General features: G+C 70.5%; 16 protein-coding genes and 1 riboswitch. Of the genes, 13 read left to right on the forward strand and 3 right to left on the reverse strand.

Going from position 1 to position 16,384, the window contains the following annotated elements; translation table 11 throughout:
- From B073_RS38990 to B073_RS0103160, 3 genes are all read left to right on the forward strand, one after another.
- Positions 1-459, forward strand: a 459-nt coding sequence (locus B073_RS38990) for a cbb3-type cytochrome c oxidase subunit I (protein WP_037810824.1), incomplete at its 5' end; no start/stop codon positions are given.
- Positions 456-854, forward strand: a complete 399-nt coding sequence (locus tag B073_RS0103155) for a cytochrome c oxidase subunit 4 (RefSeq protein ID WP_018536636.1) — start codon at positions 456-458, stop codon at positions 852-854. The genes B073_RS38990 and B073_RS0103155, both read left to right, overlap by 4 nt.
- A 130-nt stretch (positions 855-984) precedes the next feature.
- A complete protein-coding gene (locus tag B073_RS0103160; protein WP_026247005.1) occupies positions 985-2,262 on the forward strand; it encodes a L,D-transpeptidase in 1,278 nt (425 codons plus the stop codon).
- Between the two features lie 43 nt (positions 2,263-2,305).
- Here the strand turns inward: B073_RS0103160 and B073_RS0103165 are convergent, their stop codons facing one another.
- A complete protein-coding gene (locus B073_RS0103165; protein WP_018536638.1) occupies positions 2,306-2,719 on the reverse strand; it encodes a hypothetical protein in 414 nt (137 codons plus the stop codon).
- 283 nt (positions 2,720-3,002) lie between these two features.
- Between B073_RS0103165 and B073_RS0103170 the strand changes: the two genes are divergently transcribed.
- From B073_RS0103170 to B073_RS0103195, 6 genes are all read left to right on the forward strand, one after another.
- Entirely contained in the window at positions 3,003-3,623 is a 621-nt protein-coding gene (locus tag B073_RS0103170; RefSeq protein ID WP_026247006.1) for a cytochrome c oxidase subunit 3, read from the forward strand.
- 88 nt (positions 3,624-3,711) lie between these two features.
- Positions 3,712-4,521 (forward strand): c-type cytochrome, encoded by an 810-nt coding sequence (locus B073_RS0103175; protein WP_018536640.1) that lies wholly within the window; start codon positions 3,712-3,714, stop codon positions 4,519-4,521.
- Positions 4,518-5,561 carry a ubiquinol-cytochrome c reductase iron-sulfur subunit gene (locus B073_RS0103180; protein WP_026247007.1) on the forward strand — a complete coding sequence of 348 codons (1,044 nt, stop codon included), beginning with the start codon at positions 4,518-4,520 and terminating at the stop codon, positions 5,559-5,561. Before B073_RS0103175 ends, B073_RS0103180 begins: the two co-directional genes overlap by 4 nt.
- Complete coding sequence (locus B073_RS0103185) at positions 5,558-7,195, forward strand: cytochrome b (RefSeq protein WP_018536642.1); 1,638 nt, start codon at positions 5,558-5,560, stop codon at positions 7,193-7,195. The genes B073_RS0103180 and B073_RS0103185 overlap by 4 nt, the downstream gene beginning before the upstream one ends.
- Before the next feature lie 140 nt (positions 7,196-7,335).
- Positions 7,336-8,400, forward strand: a complete 1,065-nt coding sequence (gene trpD, locus B073_RS0103190) for an anthranilate phosphoribosyltransferase (RefSeq protein WP_018536643.1) — start codon at positions 7,336-7,338, stop codon at positions 8,398-8,400.
- Between the two features lie 84 nt (positions 8,401-8,484).
- Positions 8,485-8,602: riboswitch (SAM riboswitch) on the forward strand.
- A gap of 225 nt (positions 8,603-8,827) precedes the next feature.
- Positions 8,828-10,207 carry an aminotransferase class V-fold PLP-dependent enzyme gene (locus tag B073_RS0103195; protein ID WP_018536644.1) on the forward strand — a complete coding sequence of 460 codons (1,380 nt, stop codon included), beginning with the start codon at positions 8,828-8,830 and terminating at the stop codon, positions 10,205-10,207.
- Between the two features lie 699 nt (positions 10,208-10,906).
- Here B073_RS0103195 and B073_RS0103200 read toward each other — a convergent pair.
- Together B073_RS0103200 and B073_RS0103205 are read right to left on the reverse strand one after the other, a co-directional pair.
- Complete coding sequence (locus B073_RS0103200) at positions 10,907-11,188, reverse strand: Lrp/AsnC family transcriptional regulator (protein WP_018536645.1); 282 nt, start codon at positions 11,186-11,188, stop codon at positions 10,907-10,909.
- Positions 11,185-11,919 (reverse strand): rhomboid family intramembrane serine protease, encoded by a 735-nt coding sequence (locus B073_RS0103205; RefSeq protein WP_018536646.1) that lies wholly within the window; start codon positions 11,917-11,919, stop codon positions 11,185-11,187. The genes B073_RS0103200 and B073_RS0103205 overlap by 4 nt, the downstream gene beginning before the upstream one ends.
- A 185-nt stretch (positions 11,920-12,104) precedes the next feature.
- Between B073_RS0103205 and B073_RS0103210 the strand changes: the two genes are divergently transcribed.
- From B073_RS0103210 to B073_RS0103225, 4 genes are all read left to right on the forward strand, one after another.
- Positions 12,105-12,344, forward strand: coding sequence for a hypothetical protein (locus B073_RS0103210; RefSeq protein WP_018536647.1), 240 nt, complete (start codon positions 12,105-12,107; stop codon positions 12,342-12,344).
- 18 nt (positions 12,345-12,362) lie between these two features.
- Positions 12,363-13,736 (forward strand): NYN domain-containing protein, encoded by a 1,374-nt coding sequence (locus B073_RS0103215; protein WP_026247008.1) that lies wholly within the window; start codon positions 12,363-12,365, stop codon positions 13,734-13,736.
- Positions 13,737-14,041: 305 nt separating this feature from the next.
- Positions 14,042-15,067 (forward strand): C40 family peptidase, encoded by a 1,026-nt coding sequence (locus tag B073_RS0103220; RefSeq protein ID WP_026247009.1) that lies wholly within the window; start codon positions 14,042-14,044, stop codon positions 15,065-15,067.
- 235 nt (positions 15,068-15,302) lie between these two features.
- Entirely contained in the window at positions 15,303-16,349 is a 1,047-nt protein-coding gene (locus B073_RS0103225) for an NlpC/P60 family protein (RefSeq protein WP_018536650.1), read from the forward strand.
- Positions 16,350-16,384 lie beyond the last annotated feature (35 nt).

Here is a 16,384-nt window from a genome sequence, read left to right on the forward strand (position 1 = left end):
GGCAAGATGCTGGACGAGCGGCTGGGCAAGATCACGTTCTGGACGCTGTTCATCGGCTTCCACGGCACGTTCCTCGTCCAGCACTGGCTCGGCGCGGAGGGCATGCCCCGCCGCTACGCGGACTACCTCGCCGCCGACGGCTTCACCACGCTCAACACGATCTCCACGATCAGCTCGTTCCTGCTCGGCCTGTCGATCCTGCCGTTCTTCTACAACGTCTGGAAGACCGCCAAGTACGGCCAGAAGGTCGGCGTGGACGACCCGTGGGGCTACGGCCGCTCGCTGGAGTGGGCGACCTCCTGCCCGCCGCCGCGGCACAACTTCCTCACCCTGCCGCGCATTCGCTCCGAATCGCCGGCGTTCGATCTGCACCACCCCGAGATCGCCGCGCTGGACGCGCTGCACAACGGTCACGAGGGTGACAAGGCGCTGGCCGGCGGCAAGGAGGCGGGCAAGTGAAGATCCAGGGCAAGATGTTCATCTGGCTGAGCGTCTTCATCCTCGCCATGGCCGTGGTCTACGGCGTGTGGTCGAAGGAGCCGGCCGGTACCACGGCGCTCTTCCTGGCCTTCGGCCTGTGCATCATGGTCGGCTACTACCTGGCCTTCACGGCCCGGCGGGTCGACGCGGGCGCGCAGGACAACGAGGACGCCGAGGTCGCGGACGACGCCGGTGAGCTGGGCTTCTTCAGCCCGCACAGCTGGCAGCCGCTCTCCCTGGCGATCGGTGGCGCACTCGCCTTCCTGGGTGTCGTCTTCGGTTTCTGGCTGCTGTACTTCTCCCTGCCGGTGATCCTCGTGGGTCTCTTCGGCTGGGTCTTCGAGTACTACCACGGCGAGAACCGCACCCAGTAGTACGCGGTAACGCGACAACGCGGCAGACCCGCCGCACGGCCGGGCCCGGACACTCCAACAGGTGTCCGGGCCCGACCCGTTTGCAGTCATCCAGCGCGCCGCCGAACGGGATCCTTCGTACGTTTGGGGCATGAGTCACAGACCTCGAACCCGGACGGTGCTGAGCTGCGGCCTTCTGCTCGTGCCCCTCGCGGTGAGCACCACCGCGTGCGGTGGCTCGTCGTCGGAACCCCTCTCGGCCAATCCCTACGACGCGTCCGACCAGATATCGGCGAACATCCCGGCGGACGGCAGGCACAAGGCGGACCCCGACAAGCCGCTTGAGGTCACCCTCAACGGCGACGACTCCCGGATCACGGATGTGACCGCCACCGACGCGGCCGGCCGCCACGTCCGCGGCGAACTGAGCGCCGACGGCCGGCACTGGCGCACCACCGTGCCGCTGGCCGCCGGCACCCGCTACACGGTGCAGGTCAGCACCGAGGAGGAGGACGGCACCCCCGGCGCCAAGACCCTGGTGGTCGACACCAAGGACGCGGACGACCGGCTGACCGTCAAGTTCGGCCCGCAGAGCGGTGTCTACGGCGTCGGCCAGCCGATCACCGCCGAGCTCAGCAAGCCGGTCAACGACCCGAAGGCCCGGGCCGTCGTCGAGAGCGCCCTGAAGGTCGACTCCTCGCCCCGTGTGGAGGGCGCCTGGCACTGGGTGGACGGCAAGAAGCTGCACTTCCGCCCCAAGGACTACTGGCCCGCGCACGCCACCGTCGCCGTCCACAGCAACCTCGACGGCCTGAAGATCGCCGGCGGGCTCTACGGCGGCCCGGCCAAGCCGGTCCGGCTCACCACCGGCGACCGGCTGGAGGCCGTCACCGACGCCGCCGCGCACCGGATGACCGTGCTGCGCAACGGCAAGGCGATCAACACCATCCCGGTCACCACCGGCAAACCCGGCTTCTCCACCCGCAACGGCGTCAAGGTCGTGCTCGGCAAGGAGAGCTTCGTACGGATGCGCAGCTCCACCGTCGGCATCGCCGCCGGGAGTTCGGACGCCTACGACCTGCCCGTCTACTGGGCGACCCGGGTCACCTGGAGCGGCGAGTACGTGCACGCCGCGCCCTGGTCGGTCGGCTCCCAGGGCGCCGCCAACGTCAGCCACGGCTGCACCGGCATGTCCACGGGCAACGCCCAGTGGTTCTTCAACACCGTGCGGGTCGGCGACATCGTCAAGGTCGTCAACAGCGGCGGCGCCACCATGACGCCGTTCGACAACGGCTTCGGCGACTGGAACATGCCCTGGAAGGACTGGCGCGCCGGCAGCGCGCTCAGGAACCAGGCCCCCACGACCACAGGCGCGGCCGAGTGGGAGCAGGACCCCGCCGCCGACGCCCGGCTGCGCCCGCAGGTCTGAGGACCGCTCAGCGCCCCCGTGAGGGCCCCAGGGCGCTTGTGACCTAGGCCGGCACCGTGTCCTGGGCGAGCGGCCGGCGGCGCAGCAGTCCGGCGAGTGCCCCGGCGAACGCCACCGGGTCCAGCGGATGGGTCACCGCGGCGTCCGCGCGGCTCCAGGTGGCCAGCCAGGCGTCCTGCGGGCGGCCGATCAGCAGCAGCACCGGCGGGCACCGGAAGACCTCGTCCTTGATCTGCCGGCAGACGCCCATACCGCCCGCCGGCGCGGTCTCGCCGTCCAGCACGCAGACATCGATCCCGCCCTGCTCCAGGGCCTCCAGGACGGCCGGGGCGGTGGCGCACTCCAGGATCTCGATCTGCGGGGCGTCGGGGGCCGGGCGGCGTCCGGCCGCCAGCCGGACCTGCTCGCGGGTGTTGGCGTTGTCGCTGTAGACCAGCACCGTGGCAGTCGCCTGCATCGTTCCTCCACCTTTGTCGCGGCACGTTCATAGCGGCACGGTTCCGGATCAAACCGTTGCGCGATGCTACTCCCGGACGGGGCCCCGGCAGGAGAGGCCGTACGGCCCCCGGATGCGGCCGATGGCCCGTCAGGACCGGCCTTCCCAGGGGCTGCGACCGGCCCCGGGGTGCGCGTGTCCCCCCATCGGGCGACCGTCGTGACCGTCCGGACGAGCAGCGCATATGGCCTTGACACACCGAACGGCACCCCCCGGAGTGAGGGCGGGATAAGCGACCGACATAATGTCGGTCGTGGCGACAGCAACGACAGTAGAAACCGGGCACGCGCACCCGTCGGTCAATCGGCCGAACCTCACCAGCGTCGGAACCATCATCTGGCTGAGTTCCGAGCTGATGTTCTTCGCGGCCCTCTTCGCGATGTACTTCACCCTTCGATCGGTGACGGGCGAGGCGTATTGGAAGGAATCCGCCGATGCGCTGAATCTTCCGTTCTCCGCAACCAACACCACGATCCTGGTGCTCAGCTCCCTGACGTGTCAGCTCGGCGTTTTCGCCGCCGAGCGGGGCGACGTCAAGAAGCTCCGCGCGTGGTTCATGGTCACCTTCGTCATGGGTGCGATCTTCATCGGCGGTCAGGTCTTCGAGTACACGGAGCTGGTCAAGCACGAGGGCCTCTCGCTCTCGTCCGGCCCCTACGGCTCGGTGTTCTACCTGACCACCGGTTTCCACGGACTGCACGTGACGGGCGGTCTGATCGCCTTCCTGCTGGTCCTGGGCAGGACGTACGCGGCCAAGAGGTTCACCCACACGCAGGCCACCGCGGCCATCGTCGTGTCCTACTACTGGCACTTCGTCGATGTCGTCTGGATCGGCCTCTTCGCCACGATCTACCTGATTCGGTAACAGGTCCGACCGGGATCGGACCGGAACCGCATATCGGACAGACATAGCCAAAGCATCGACGCAGAAGATCCTGACACCGGGGTAATCCGTGAAAAAGCTCTCCGCACGACGGCGCCATCCACTGGCGGCGCTCGTCGTCCTACTCTTCGCGCTGGCGGTCACTGGGGGGCTGTACGCCGCGTTCGCGCCGGCGGACAAGGCTCAAGCCGATGACACCGCCCAGTCTCTTGCCATCAAGGAGGGCAAGAAGCTCTTCGCCGTGGGCTGCGCAAGCTGCCACGGCACCGGCGGTCAGGGCACCTCCGACGGCCCGAGCCTGGTCGGCGTGGGCGCCGCCGCCGTCGACTTCCAGGTGGGCACCGGCCGTATGCCGGCCCAGCAGCCCGGCGCCCAGGTGCCGCGGAAGCGGAACATCTACAACAACGCCCAGATCGACCAGCTCGCGGCCTACGTCGCGTCGCTGGGCCCGGGCCCGTCCGTGCCCGACAAGTCGCAGTACAGCGCGGACGGCGCCAACGTCGCCAACGGCGGCGAGCTGTTCCGCACCAACTGCGCCCAGTGCCACAACTTCACCGGTAAGGGCGGCGCCCTCACCAACGGCAAGTTCGCACCGACGCTCGAGGGCGTGGACCCCAAGCACATCTACGAGGCCATGCAGACCGGCCCGCAGAACATGCCCTCCTTCGGTGACGGCACGCTGAGCCCGCAGAACAAGAAGGACATCGTCGCGTACCTCGGTGCCGTCAACGGCGACAAGACCGCGAGCCCCGGCGGTATGGAACTCGGTGGTCTGGGCCCGGTGACCGAAGGTCTCTTCGGCTACATCTTCGGCCTGGGTGCGTGTGTCGCGGTCGCCATCTGGGTCGCAGCCCGGACTACGAAGGCCAAGAAGTCATGAGTGAGACAGAAGAAAACCTTCCCAGTGAGCGGGAGACGGCTCACGAGGGCGCGGTGGGGAAGGCGGACAACCCCTTCGCCGACCCCGGGCTGCCGCCCCACGAGCACCGCATCCAGGACATCGACGAGCGGGCCGCCAAGCGCTCCGAGCGCACCGTCGCCCTGCTCTTCCTGGTCTCCATGCTCGCCACCGTCGCGTTCATCGCGTCGTACGTGGCCATTCCGATCGACAAGATCGTCTACATCTTCCCGATCGGCCACATCAGCGGCCTGAACTTCGCGCTCGGTCTGACGCTGGGCGTGGCGCTCTTCTGCATCGGCGCCGGCGCGGTCCACTGGGCCCGCACGCTGATGTCGGACGAGGAGGTCGCCGACGACCGGCATCCGATCGAGGCCACCCCCGAGGTCAAGGCCAAGGTCCTGGCGGACTTCGCGCAGGGCGCCAAGGAGTCGCAGTTCGGCAGGCGGAAGCTGATCCGCAACACGATGTTCGGCGCGCTGGCCCTGGTGCCGCTCTCCGGCGTCGTCCTGCTGCGCGACCTCGGCCCGCTGCCCGAGAAGAAGCTGCGGACCACCGGCTGGAAGAAGGGCATCCGCCTGGTCAACCAGTCGACGAACCTCCCGCTGCGTCCCGAGGACATCGCGGTCGGCTCCCTCACGTTCGCCAAGCCCGAGGGCCTGGAGGAGAGCGACGAGAACTTCGCCAACAAGATCGCCAAGGACGCCCTGATGCTCGTGCGGATCCAGCCGCAGAACATCAAGGACAAGCAGGAACTCGCCTGGTCGCACGAGGGCATCGTGGCCTACTCGAAGATCTGCACCCACGTGGGTTGCCCGATCAGCCTGTACGAGCAGCAGACGCACCACGTGCTCTGCCCCTGCCACCAGTCGACCTTCGACCTTTCCGACGGCGGTCGCGTCATCTTCGGTCCGGCCGGACACGCCCTGCCGCAGCTGCACATCACGGTGAAGGACGGCTACCTCGAGGCCGTCAGCGACTTCGCGGAGCCCGTCGGCCCGAGCTTCTGGGAGCGCGGATGAGTAACGAGACAACCGCGACCACTGCGCGCCGTGGCCAGGCGCCACGGGGTGAGCGGATCGCCGACTGGGCCGACGGCCGGCTGGGCATCTACAGCCTCGCCAAGGCCAACATGCGCAAGATCTTCCCGGACCACTGGTCCTTCATGCTGGGCGAGGTCGCGCTCTACAGCTTCGTCATCATCATCCTGACCGGTGTCTACCTGACGCTGTTCTTCCACCCGAGCATGGCCGAGGTCACCTACCACGGTTCCTACGTGCCGATGCACGGGATCAAGATGACCCAGGCGTTCGAGTCGACGCTGAACATCAGCTTCGACGTGCGCGGCGGTCTGCTGATCCGGCAGATCCACCACTGGGCGGCGCTGGTCTTCCTGGCCGCGATGATGGTCCACATGATGCGGGTGTTCTTCACCGGCGCGTTCCGCAAGCCGCGTGAGGTCAACTGGCTCTTCGGCTTCCTGCTGTTCGTCCTGGGCATGTTCACCGGCTTCACCGGTTACTCCCTCCCGGACGACCTGCTCTCCGGCACCGGCGTCCGCTTCATCGAGGGCGTCATCCTGGCGATGCCGCTGGTCGGCTCGTACCTGCAGATGTTCATCTTCGGCGGCGAGTTCCCCGGGCACGACATCATCCCGCGGTTCTTCACGGTGCACGTGCTGCTGCTGCCGGGCATCATGCTGGGCCTGCTGGTGGCGCACCTGATCCTGGTCTTCTACCACAAGCACACGCAGTTCCCGGGTGCCGGCAAGACCAACAACAACGTGGTCGGCATGCCGCTGCTGCCGGTCTACATGGCCAAGGCCGGAGGCTTCTTCTTCCTGGTCTTCGGTGTGATCTCGGTGATCGCCGCGGTCGCCAGCATCAACCCCGTGTGGGCCATCGGCCCGTACCGGCCGGACCAGGTGTCCACCGGTGCGCAGCCAGACTGGTACATGGGCTTCGCCGAGGGCCTGGTGCGTGTCATGCCGGGCTGGGAGTGGAACTTCTGGGGCCACACCATCAACTTCGGTGTGCTGATCCCGATCCTGGTCTTCCCGCTGGTCCTGATCGCCATCGCGGTCTACCCGTTCATCGAGTCCTGGGTCCGCGGCGACAAGCGCGAGCACCACATCCTGGACCGCCCGCGCAACGTGCCCAACCGCACCGGCTTCGGTGTGGCCTGGCTCGTCGCCTACTTCGTGATGCTGATCGGTGGCGGCAACGACCTGTGGGCCACCCACTTCCACCTGTCGATCAACTCGATCACCTGGTTCGTCCGGATCGCGTTCTTCGTCGGGCCGGTGCTGGCCTTCATCGCCACCAAGCGGATCTGCCTGGGTCTCCAGCGCCGCGACAAGGACAAGGTGCTGCACGGACGCGAGTCCGGCATCATCAAGCGCCTGCCGCACGGTGAGTTCATCGAGGTCCACGAGCCGCTCGACCAGGAGCAGCTGCACGTCCTCACCCAGCACGAGCAGCCCGAGCCGTTCGAGCTCGGTCCCGAGGTCGACGAGAACGGTGTCCGGCGCAAGTTCAAGCGCTCGCAGAAGCTGCGCGCCAAGCTCTCCAAGAGCTACTACGGCGAGGACAGCGTCATCCCCAAGCCGACCGTCGAGGAGTACAAGGAGATCACCAGCGGCCACGGCCACCACTGATCTGCGCGGGCGCGGCGACGCGCACCGCTGGTAGTACGCCACCCAGAGGGCCCCGTCCACGAAGAGGACGGGGCCCTCCGGCATGCCCGGGGGTCGATAGGGTGACGACACAGGCAGGAGACGAACCAGGAGCGTGCACCATGAACGTCGTGACCCCGGCAGGCGGCGGCAACGTGGCGGCCCGCACCTGGCCGGCCGTACTCAACGCCCTCCTCGACGGCCGGGACCTCACCGCCGACGACACCGCCTGGGTCATGGACCGGATCATGCGCGGCGAGGCCACCGACGCGCAGATCGCCGGCTTCGCGGTGGCGCTGCGGGCCAAGGGCGAGACCGTCGCGGAGATCTCCGGCCTGGTCCGGACGATGTACGCGCACGCCAGCCTGATCGAGGTGCCGGGCCCCAGCGTCGACATCGTCGGCACCGGCGGCGACGGCGCGAACACCGTCAACATCTCCACCATGTCGGCCATCGTGGTCGCCGGCACCGGCGCCAAGGTCGTCAAGCACGGCAGCCGCGCCGCGTCCTCGGCCAGCGGCGCCACGGACGTCCTGGAAAAGCTCGGCATCAATCTGGACCTGTCGCCGCGGCGGGTGGTGGAGGTCGCGGAGGAGGCCGGGATCACCTTCTGCTTCGCCGCCAAGTTCCACCCCGCGCTGCGGCACGTCGCGGCCGCCCGCGGCCAGCTGGGCATCCGGACGACCTTCAACGTCCTGGGGCCGCTGACCAACCCGGCCCGGGTCAGGGCCCAGGCCACCGGCGTCGCCGACGCCCGGATGGCGCCGATCCTGGCCGGTGTGCTGGCCGAACGCGGCTCCTCGGCCCTGGTCTTCCGCGGCGACGACGGCCTGGACGAGCTGACCACCACCGCCACCTCCCGGGTGTGGATCGTCCGCGACGGCGCGGTCCGTGAGGAGCCCTTCGACCCGCGGGACGTCGGCATCGGGCTGGTTCCGGTGGAGGCGCTGCGCGGCGGCGACGCGTCGTACAACGCGGAGGTGGCCCGGCGGCTGCTGGACGGCGAGACCGGCCCGGTCCGGGAGGCGGTGCTGCTGAACTCGGCGGCCGCGCTGGCCGCGCTGGAGCCCTCCGCCGCCCCGCTGACCGACCGGATCCGGGACGGTCTGCGCAAGGCCGCCGAGGCGATCGACTCGGGCGCGGCCCGGCGGACGCTGGAGCGCTGGGTGGCGGCCAGCAACGCCTGACGCCCGTCGGATGTGACGCGGCTCCCGGTCCGGAATGCGGACCGGGGCTTGCGCCCCGATGATCGTGTGGCATGATTCAGCGCAGGTCACGAGTGACAGCGACACAGGCCCCGGCCCGCTGTCCGGCAACCCTCCTTCCGTGGCGGGGTGCCCCGGGTGATGACCAGGCCGCAGGCAGCGAGGTCTGCGGCAAGCGCGGATCCCTCGCCAGGGATCCTGGTCCCCGAGGGAGTCCCCCCGTGATGAAGCGAATGCGCTAGGGCCCAACGGCCCCTTTCCACGCCTCCTTTCTCTTTCCCTTTCACGCTGCGACGCCGCGTCCGCCGCGCCTTGACGTTTCCCGTGCCGGAGACATCCGCCGCACCTTTCACGTCCCGCGCGACGCCCCCGCCGCAGCGAACTCGCCTACTTCTCACGGGAGTTCGCCATGTCTGTCTCCACCGCTGCCGCCGACCGCTCCGTCTGTGCCCCACTGCCGGTTCTGGGCCGGGATGTCCTCGTCCCGCTGGTGACCGGCGGCGAGGCCGTCTACGCCGCGCTGGACTACGCCGCCAGCGCCCCCGCCCTCCAGCGCGTCTGGGACGACGTCGCCGCCTACGCCCCGTACTACGGCAGCGTCCACCGCGGCGCCGGCTACCTCTCCCAGCTCTCCACCGACCTCTTCGAGAACGCCCGCAGGACCGTCGCCGACTTCCTCGGCTGCCGCGCCGAGGACCAGGTGGTCTTCACGCGGTCGACCACCGACTCGCTGAACCTGCTGGCCACCGCGCTCCCGCAGGGCACCCGGGTGTTCGTCTTCGAGACCGAGCACCACGCCTCGCTGCTGCCCTGGGAGCACCGCGCGGACCTGAAGGTGACCTACCTCGACGCCCCGCGCACCCCGCGGCAGGCGGTCGACACCCTGGAGAAGGCGCTGGCCGCCCGCGAGCCCTACGGGCCGGCGCTGCTCTGCGTCACCGGCGCCTCCAACGTCACCGGCGAACTGTGGCCGGTACGCGAACTGGCCGCCGCGGCCCACGCCCACGGCGCCCGGATCGTCCTGGACGCCGCCCAACTCGCCCCGCACCACCCCGTGGACCTCGCCGACCTCGACGTCGACTGGGTCGCCTTCTCCGGCCACAAGCTCTACGCCCCGTTCGGCGCCGGGGTGTTGGCCGGCCGCGCCGACTGGCTCCGGGCGGCCGAGCCGTACCTGGCCGGCGGCGGTGCCAGCCGGAAGGTCGCCCGCCGGACCGACGGCGGCGTGGACGTCGAGTGGCACGAGAGCGCCGCGCGGCACGAAGCGGGATCGCCCAACGTGATCGGCGCCTACGCCATCGCGTCGGCCTGCAAGGCGCTCACGGAGGCCGGTTGGGACACCCTGGTCGCCCGTGAACGGGAACTGATCGCCCGCGTCCAGGAGGGCCTGTCCGACATCCCGGAGGTCCGCGTGCTCTCCCTCTTCGGCGACGACGCACCGCGGGTCGGCGTCCTCTCCTTCGTCGTCGACGGCTGGAACAGCTCGCACTTCGCCGCCGCCCTCTCCGCGGAGTACGGCATCGGCGTCCGCGACGGCCTCTTCTGCGCCCACCCGCTCGTCCGCACGCTGCTGGGCTCCGCCCCCCAGGCCCAGGGCGAATGCGGCGCCCCGGAGGCCGCGCCGGGGGAGCGGTCCCTCAACGCGATCCGCGTCTCCTTCGGCGCCGGCACGCCCGACGAGCACGTCGACCGCTTCCTGCGCGCGGTCCGCGAACTTGTCTCCGACGGGGCTCGCTGGAACTACCGCGTCGAGGACGGGCGTTGCGTGCCGGCGCGAAGCGCCGTCTGATTCCCACGTTGTCGGCCGCCCCGCCGTAGGGGTTCGCCTTGTTGCGCCCGGCGGCGCTTGCCGTTCCGCTTCGCGGGATTGTTGTCCGCTGCGCGGGGCGATGCCGCTGCGCTTGGCTGGCTTCCCACGTTGCCGGGTGCGGCGCCGTGTCGCCTGGCGGCGGGCGTTGTCCGCTGCGCGGGGCTGTTGGGTGCGGTGACGGGCCTGCGGGGGTGGTGTGCCGGACTGCTTCGCTTTACGTCCGGCACACCACCCCCTCCGGCCCGTCCCCTCCCGTTGAGGGTCATAAAGACGGTGAGTGGGGGCCGATCCGGCTGGTCCGCTGACGGTCGCTTGTCGATGGCTGACGGCCAGTCGTTGAGGGGCGGTCGCCCATCAGTCCAGAGCCTGCAGAGACCCGGCAACAGGCGCTCCGTCTACGGGTTTTTCTGACCCACAACGGGAGGGGACGGGTCGGAGGGGCAGGGGGTGTGTCCGGACGTAAAGCGAAGCAGTCCGGACACACCCCCTGCCCCGGAGGCCCGGCACCGCACCCAACAGCCCCGCGCAGCGGAATCGCACCGCGGCCGAACAGCCCCGCGCAGCGGACAAAGCAAAGCGCCGCAGGCGCACAAGCCAAGCGCCGCAGGCGCAAAGCAGCGGCGAACCCTACGGCGGGGAAGCCGACAATGTGGGAAGCCAGCCAAGCGCAGCGCTACGCTACGCGTCTAGCCCGATGGAAAACGCGGCCTCAAGGTCGTGTTGTGAATACGTCCGGAACGCGATATGCGTCTCCGTCGACGCGACGCCCGGCACCTTGCTGATGCGGCCGGGGATGACGTCGGCCAGATCGTCGTGTTGGGCGACCCGCACCATCGCGATGAGGTCATAGGCGCCGGTGACGGAGTAGACCTCGCTGACGCCGTTCAGAGCGGCGATCCGCTCGGCGATCTCGGGGATCTGATCCACGCTGGTCTTGATCAGCACGATCGACGTGATCACGGCTGGCTCTCTCCCTCGGCCGACGGTCCGTTGTCCCTGGTGGCACCCACAGTATCCCGCCGTCCGTAGCGGGCCCACGCGTAGAGGAAGCCCAGGGCGAAGCCGACGACGTGGGCGAGGTAGGCGACGCCGGGGCCGGCCGGGTCGTGGCCGGCCGCCTGCCACTGGAGGCAGAACCAGAACGGCAGGACGAGCCAGGCCGGGAACCGCAGCGGCAGGAAGAACAGGAACGGGAAGAGGCTGGTGACCCGGGCCCGCGGAAAGAGGAAGAGGCAGGCGCCGAGGACGCCGGAGATGGCGCCGGAGGCGCCGACCAGGGTCTGCGCCGAGGAGGCGTGCGCGGTCGCGTAGCCCAGCAGCGCCAGGTAGCCGACGGTCAGGTAGAAGACGGTGAATGGGAGCCGGCCCATCCGTGTCTCGACCATGCCGCCGAAAACGTACAGAAACAGCACGTTGCCGAGCAGATGCAGCCAGTTGGCGTGCACGAACAGCGCGGTGAGCGGGGTGAGCAGGGCGCGTGGCGAGCCGCTCCACACATCGAGCGGAATCACGCCCCAGCGCGCGAAGTACTTGTTCTGGACGTGGACCAGCGCGTCCCCCGTGCCGTACGTCCGGTTCAGGCCGGAGACCGGGCCGAGCGCGAAGAGTGCGCAGCACAGCCCGATCAGCAGGTTCGTCATACGGGAGAACACCGCGCGCAGCGAGCGGACGGGGTGGACGGGCGCCGTCATGAAGTGATCATGGCGTAATGCGGGCACACGGGACAGACCGCCTCGCCGCGTCCCGCCTTCCGGGCGGGCCCGCGCCGGCCTGCCGTCAGGCCGTAGGGTTACAAGCAGTACGTTGCGTATTTCCGCAGTCCGACGGCGCACCGCGTGAGCCGCAGCGCAGCACGAGCACGAAAGAGGACGACACGATGGCTGTTCCCCTGCCGACGGCGGAAACCCGGTGGCGTTGCACGCTGTGCGGGAACCTCACCCGGTTCGACGTGACCCGCCGGTCCAAGGTCGTGGAGTACGTCCACCTCGACCTCGCCGGGGAGCCGCGGGTGGAGGAGCGCGAGGTCGTCAGCGAGACCGTCGAGTCCGTGCGCTGCCGCTGGTGCAATGCGGTCGACCAGATCGAGCTGGTGGACCGTCCGGGCGCGAGCGCCTGAGATCGGAGCGATGCAGCCGTGGTGGAACGTCCAGAAGGGGATCCGGGGGCCGAGTGTGCGGACGCGCCCGGAGGGGTGGCCGACGAGGTGCTCGACCAGCCGCTGCCCGAGGGCGTACGGCGCCGTGTCGTGGCGCTCACCGCGGAGTGGTTCGGGGCGCTGACGGTCGCCGAACTGCCGCCGCCCTTGCGGCAGTACGCCCGGTTCACCCCGAGTCGTCGGGCCAAGTTCGCCGGCAACGCGATGGCCGCGGCGCTGGAGAGCGACGCGGCCTTCCGGCAGCGGATCGCCGGCAAGTTCAGGGAGGCCCAGCCGGAGCTCGCCGAGGCACTGGAGCAGGGGACCCCGCCGGCCGCCGCCGACCCGCTGGACGTCGCGGCCGCGGCGTATGTGCTGCGTCCCGAGGGCTGGGTGAAGCTGGTCGCGGCGGCCGGCGAGGAGGCGCAGCGGGCGCGGGCCGAGCGGGCCGGCGAGGAGGCCGAGCGGGAGCTGGCCCGGCTGCGCGAGGAGCTGGCGCGGGCGCGCGGTGAGGCCCGTACGGAGGCGGACCGGGTCCGGGCGGACCTGGATGCGGCCCGCAAGGAGAACGAGTCGTTGCAGCGCCGGCTGCGCAGCGCGCTCAGCGACGTCAAGCGCGGTGAGGCGGCGGCCCGCAAGGCCGAGGCCGCGCTGGCCGAGGTGCGGGAGCGGGCGGCGACGGAGAAGACCGCGGCCGACAGTGAACTGCGCCGCCTCAAGGGCCGGATCGCGGAGGCGGAGGCGGCCTTGGAGGCCAGCCGGCGGTCCGTCCGCGAGGGCCGCAGCGTCGAGGACATGCGGCTGCGGCTGCTGCTCGACACGGTGCTGGACGCGGCCCAGGGGCTGCGCCGCGAGCTGGCGCTGCCGCCCGCCGCGGGCCGCCCGGCGGACACCGTCGACGCGGTCGCGCCGGGCCGCATGACGCCCAGGGACATCGCCGCCCGGGCGCTGTCGGAGACCGATCCGGCGCTGCTGGACCAACTCCTGGCGCTGCCCCAGGCGCACCTGGTGGTGGACGGCTACAACGTCACCAAGACCGGCTATCCGACCATGCCGTTGGAGAAGCAGCGGCTGCGGCTGCTGGGCGGCCTGGCGGTGCTGGCGGCGCAGACCGGTGCGGAGATGACGTGTGTCTTCGACGGGGCGGAGCTGGCCGCGCCGGTGCTGCTGGCGCCGCCGCGCGGGGTGCGGGTGCTGTTCAGCAAACCGGGCGTGACGGCGGACGAGTTGATCCGCCAGCTGGTCCGGGCCGAGCCGGCCGGCCGGCCCGTGGTGGTGGTCTCCTCGGACCGCGAGGTCGCCGACGGGGTGGCCAAGGCGGGGGCCCGGCCGGTCGCATCGGCCTTGCTGCTCAAGCGACTTGCCCGAACCTGACATATCCCCTGTTGACCGGAATGGTGCCGGGGTGCTGCGCCTGTGCTCCGTACCAGAGTGTCAGTTGACGCTCACGGGCCGTGTGATGTTGGTAAAAGTTGGGGCTCCCGATGCACATTTTCCCCGGGAGGATTTGAAGCGATCACAACTCGGTTACTAAGGTCGGGCCTCGAACCTTCATACAGGTGATTATCCAACCGGGATGGTCAGTGGAGGTACCGCCGAGTCCGCGGCGTTCGCGCGGAGCCGGGGCCATGCTCCCCCCACTCCCGGTAGGCGGCTGGAGGAAGAAGGAGCTCGCCCCCGTGGCGTCCCACCGTCGACCCAAGCAGCCGAGCCGTACTCGTGTGACCGTGCTCACCGCGACCGCCGCCGCGGCCGTCGCCCTCTCGGCCCAGGCGGCGCACGCCGACCCGGGCCAGTCGAAGCAGGACGTCAAGTCCGAGGTCGACAAGCTCTACAACGACGCGGAGCAGGCCACCGAGAAGTACAACGGCGTCAAGGAGCAGCAGGACAAGCTCCAGAAAGAGGTCGACGACCTCCAGGACAAGGTCGCCCGCGGCCAGGGCGAGCTGAACCAGCTGCGCAAGGGGTTGGGCGCCATCGCCTCCGGCCAGTACCGCAGCGGCAGCATCGACCCCTCGGTCCAGCTGTTCCTCTCCGGCGACCCGGACACCTACCTCGAAAAGGCCGCCACCCTCGACCAGTTGAGCGGCAAGCAGGCCGAGCAGCTCAGGACGATCGCGGACAAGCAGCGCCAGCTCGCGCAGGAGCGCGCCGAGGCCGCGAGCAAGATCCAGGACCTCTCCGAGACCCGCAAGTCGCTGGGCGACAAGAAGGACGAGATCAAGGGCAAGCTCGCCAAGGCGCAGGAGCTGCTCAACACGCTGACCGCCAAGGAGCGGGCGGCCGTGGAGGGCGCGAACGACCGCGCCAACCGCAGCAACGACCGGGTCGACCTCGGCAACGACGTGCCCGCCTCGCAGCGCGGTGCGGCCGCCCTGGCCGCCGCCCAGTCGAAGATAGGGTCCCCCTACGTCTGGGGCGCGACCGGCCCGTCCTCCTTCGACTGCTCGGGCCTGACGTCCTGGGCGTACGCGCAGGCCGGCCAGTCGCTGCCGCGGACCTCGCAGGAGCAGGCCAACGCCGGCACCCGGATCGGTTCCGAGAGCGCCCTCAAGCCCGGCGACCTGGTGCTCTTCTACGGCGACCTGCACCACATCGGCCTCTACGCCGGCAACGGCACTGTGCTGCACGCCCCGAAGCCGGGCGCCGCGGTCCGCTACGAGTCGATCAACAACATGCCGTTCCAGTTCGGCGTGCGGGTCTGAAAAGCCTCACAACACCCGCAACCCCCCGCCCGTTCGGGCGAATTGCGGCCTGCGCCGCTGACCTGCCGCTCCGCCGGTGACCTGCGAAGTCACCGGCGGAGCGGCTTTTCGGGCAGGCGAAGCGGTCTTTGGCCGGTGTGCCGGGACGCGGTTACTGTCTGCCCTCGCAGCTGCCGGATCACCGACCGTCCCACCCGGGCGGCAGGGGCTGCACACGGAAGGAGTTGCGGCCCTCGTGGTGTCCCATCGCCGTACCTCGCAGCGCGGTCAGACCACCCTCGCCTCGGTCACCGTCCTGTCCGCCGCCCTGGCGACCGCGGCCGCCGCCCTGTCGGCCCAGCCCGCCAGCGCGGACCCGGCAGAGCATCCGCCGGCCGGCCGGGAGGGCGCCGCCGCACAGGTCGGCAAGCTCTACGAGGAGGCCGAGCGGGCCACCGAGAAGTACAACGGCGCCACCGCCCGCACCGACGCGCTGCGTGACGAGGTGTCGGCCCTCCAGGACGGCGCCGCCCGCACCCTGGCGCGGGTCAACCGCATGCGGGCCCGGCTCGGCGCGCTGGCCGCCGCCCAGTACCGCTCCGGCGGGATCGACCCCACCGTCCGGCTGATGCTCTCCGAACGGCCCGAGAGCTACCTGGAGAAGGCGTCCGCGCTGGACCGGCTCAGCGGCACCGAGGCCCGCGAGCTGCACCGGCTCCGGGCCGCGATCCGGCAGCTGGAGCAGCAGCGCCACGAGGCGGCCGGGAAGCTGGCCGTGCTGGAGGTCGGCCGGGCCGAGGTGGCCCGCCACAAGAAGGAGGTCCAGCGGAAGCTGGCCAGTGCGCGGCGGCTGCTCGCATCCCTTCCCGCACCGGCCCGGGCGGCCTACGACCGGGCCACCCGCAGCGACGGCCAGGACGAGTTCATCCCGGACCTCACGGGGATCGTGCCGGACTCGGACCGGGCCTCGGCGGCGGTCGCCGCGGTGCGCGCTGCGGTCGGCTCCCCGTACGCCTGGGGCAGCGCCGGTCCCGGGGCGTTCGACTGCTCCGGTCTCACCCAATGGGCCTACGGCAAGGCCGGCGTCTCGCTGCCGCGCACCTCGCAGGCCCAGCGCGGCGCCGGCGCGCGGGTCCCGCTGTCCCAGGCCCGCCCCGGCGACCTGGTCATCTACCGCTCGGACGCCAGCCATGTCGGGATGTACGTCGGCAACGGGCAGGTCGTGCACGCGCCCTACCCGGGCGCCCGGGTGCGCTACGACCCGGTCGGCATGATGCCGATCGCGGCGATCACCCGGCCCTGAGCCGTCCCCGGCCGCGACCCCTGCGGTTTTGCCCC

This window comes from Streptomyces sp. MspMP-M5 (assembly GCF_000373585.1).
Lineage (GTDB): Bacteria > Actinomycetota > Actinomycetes > Streptomycetales > Streptomycetaceae > Streptomyces.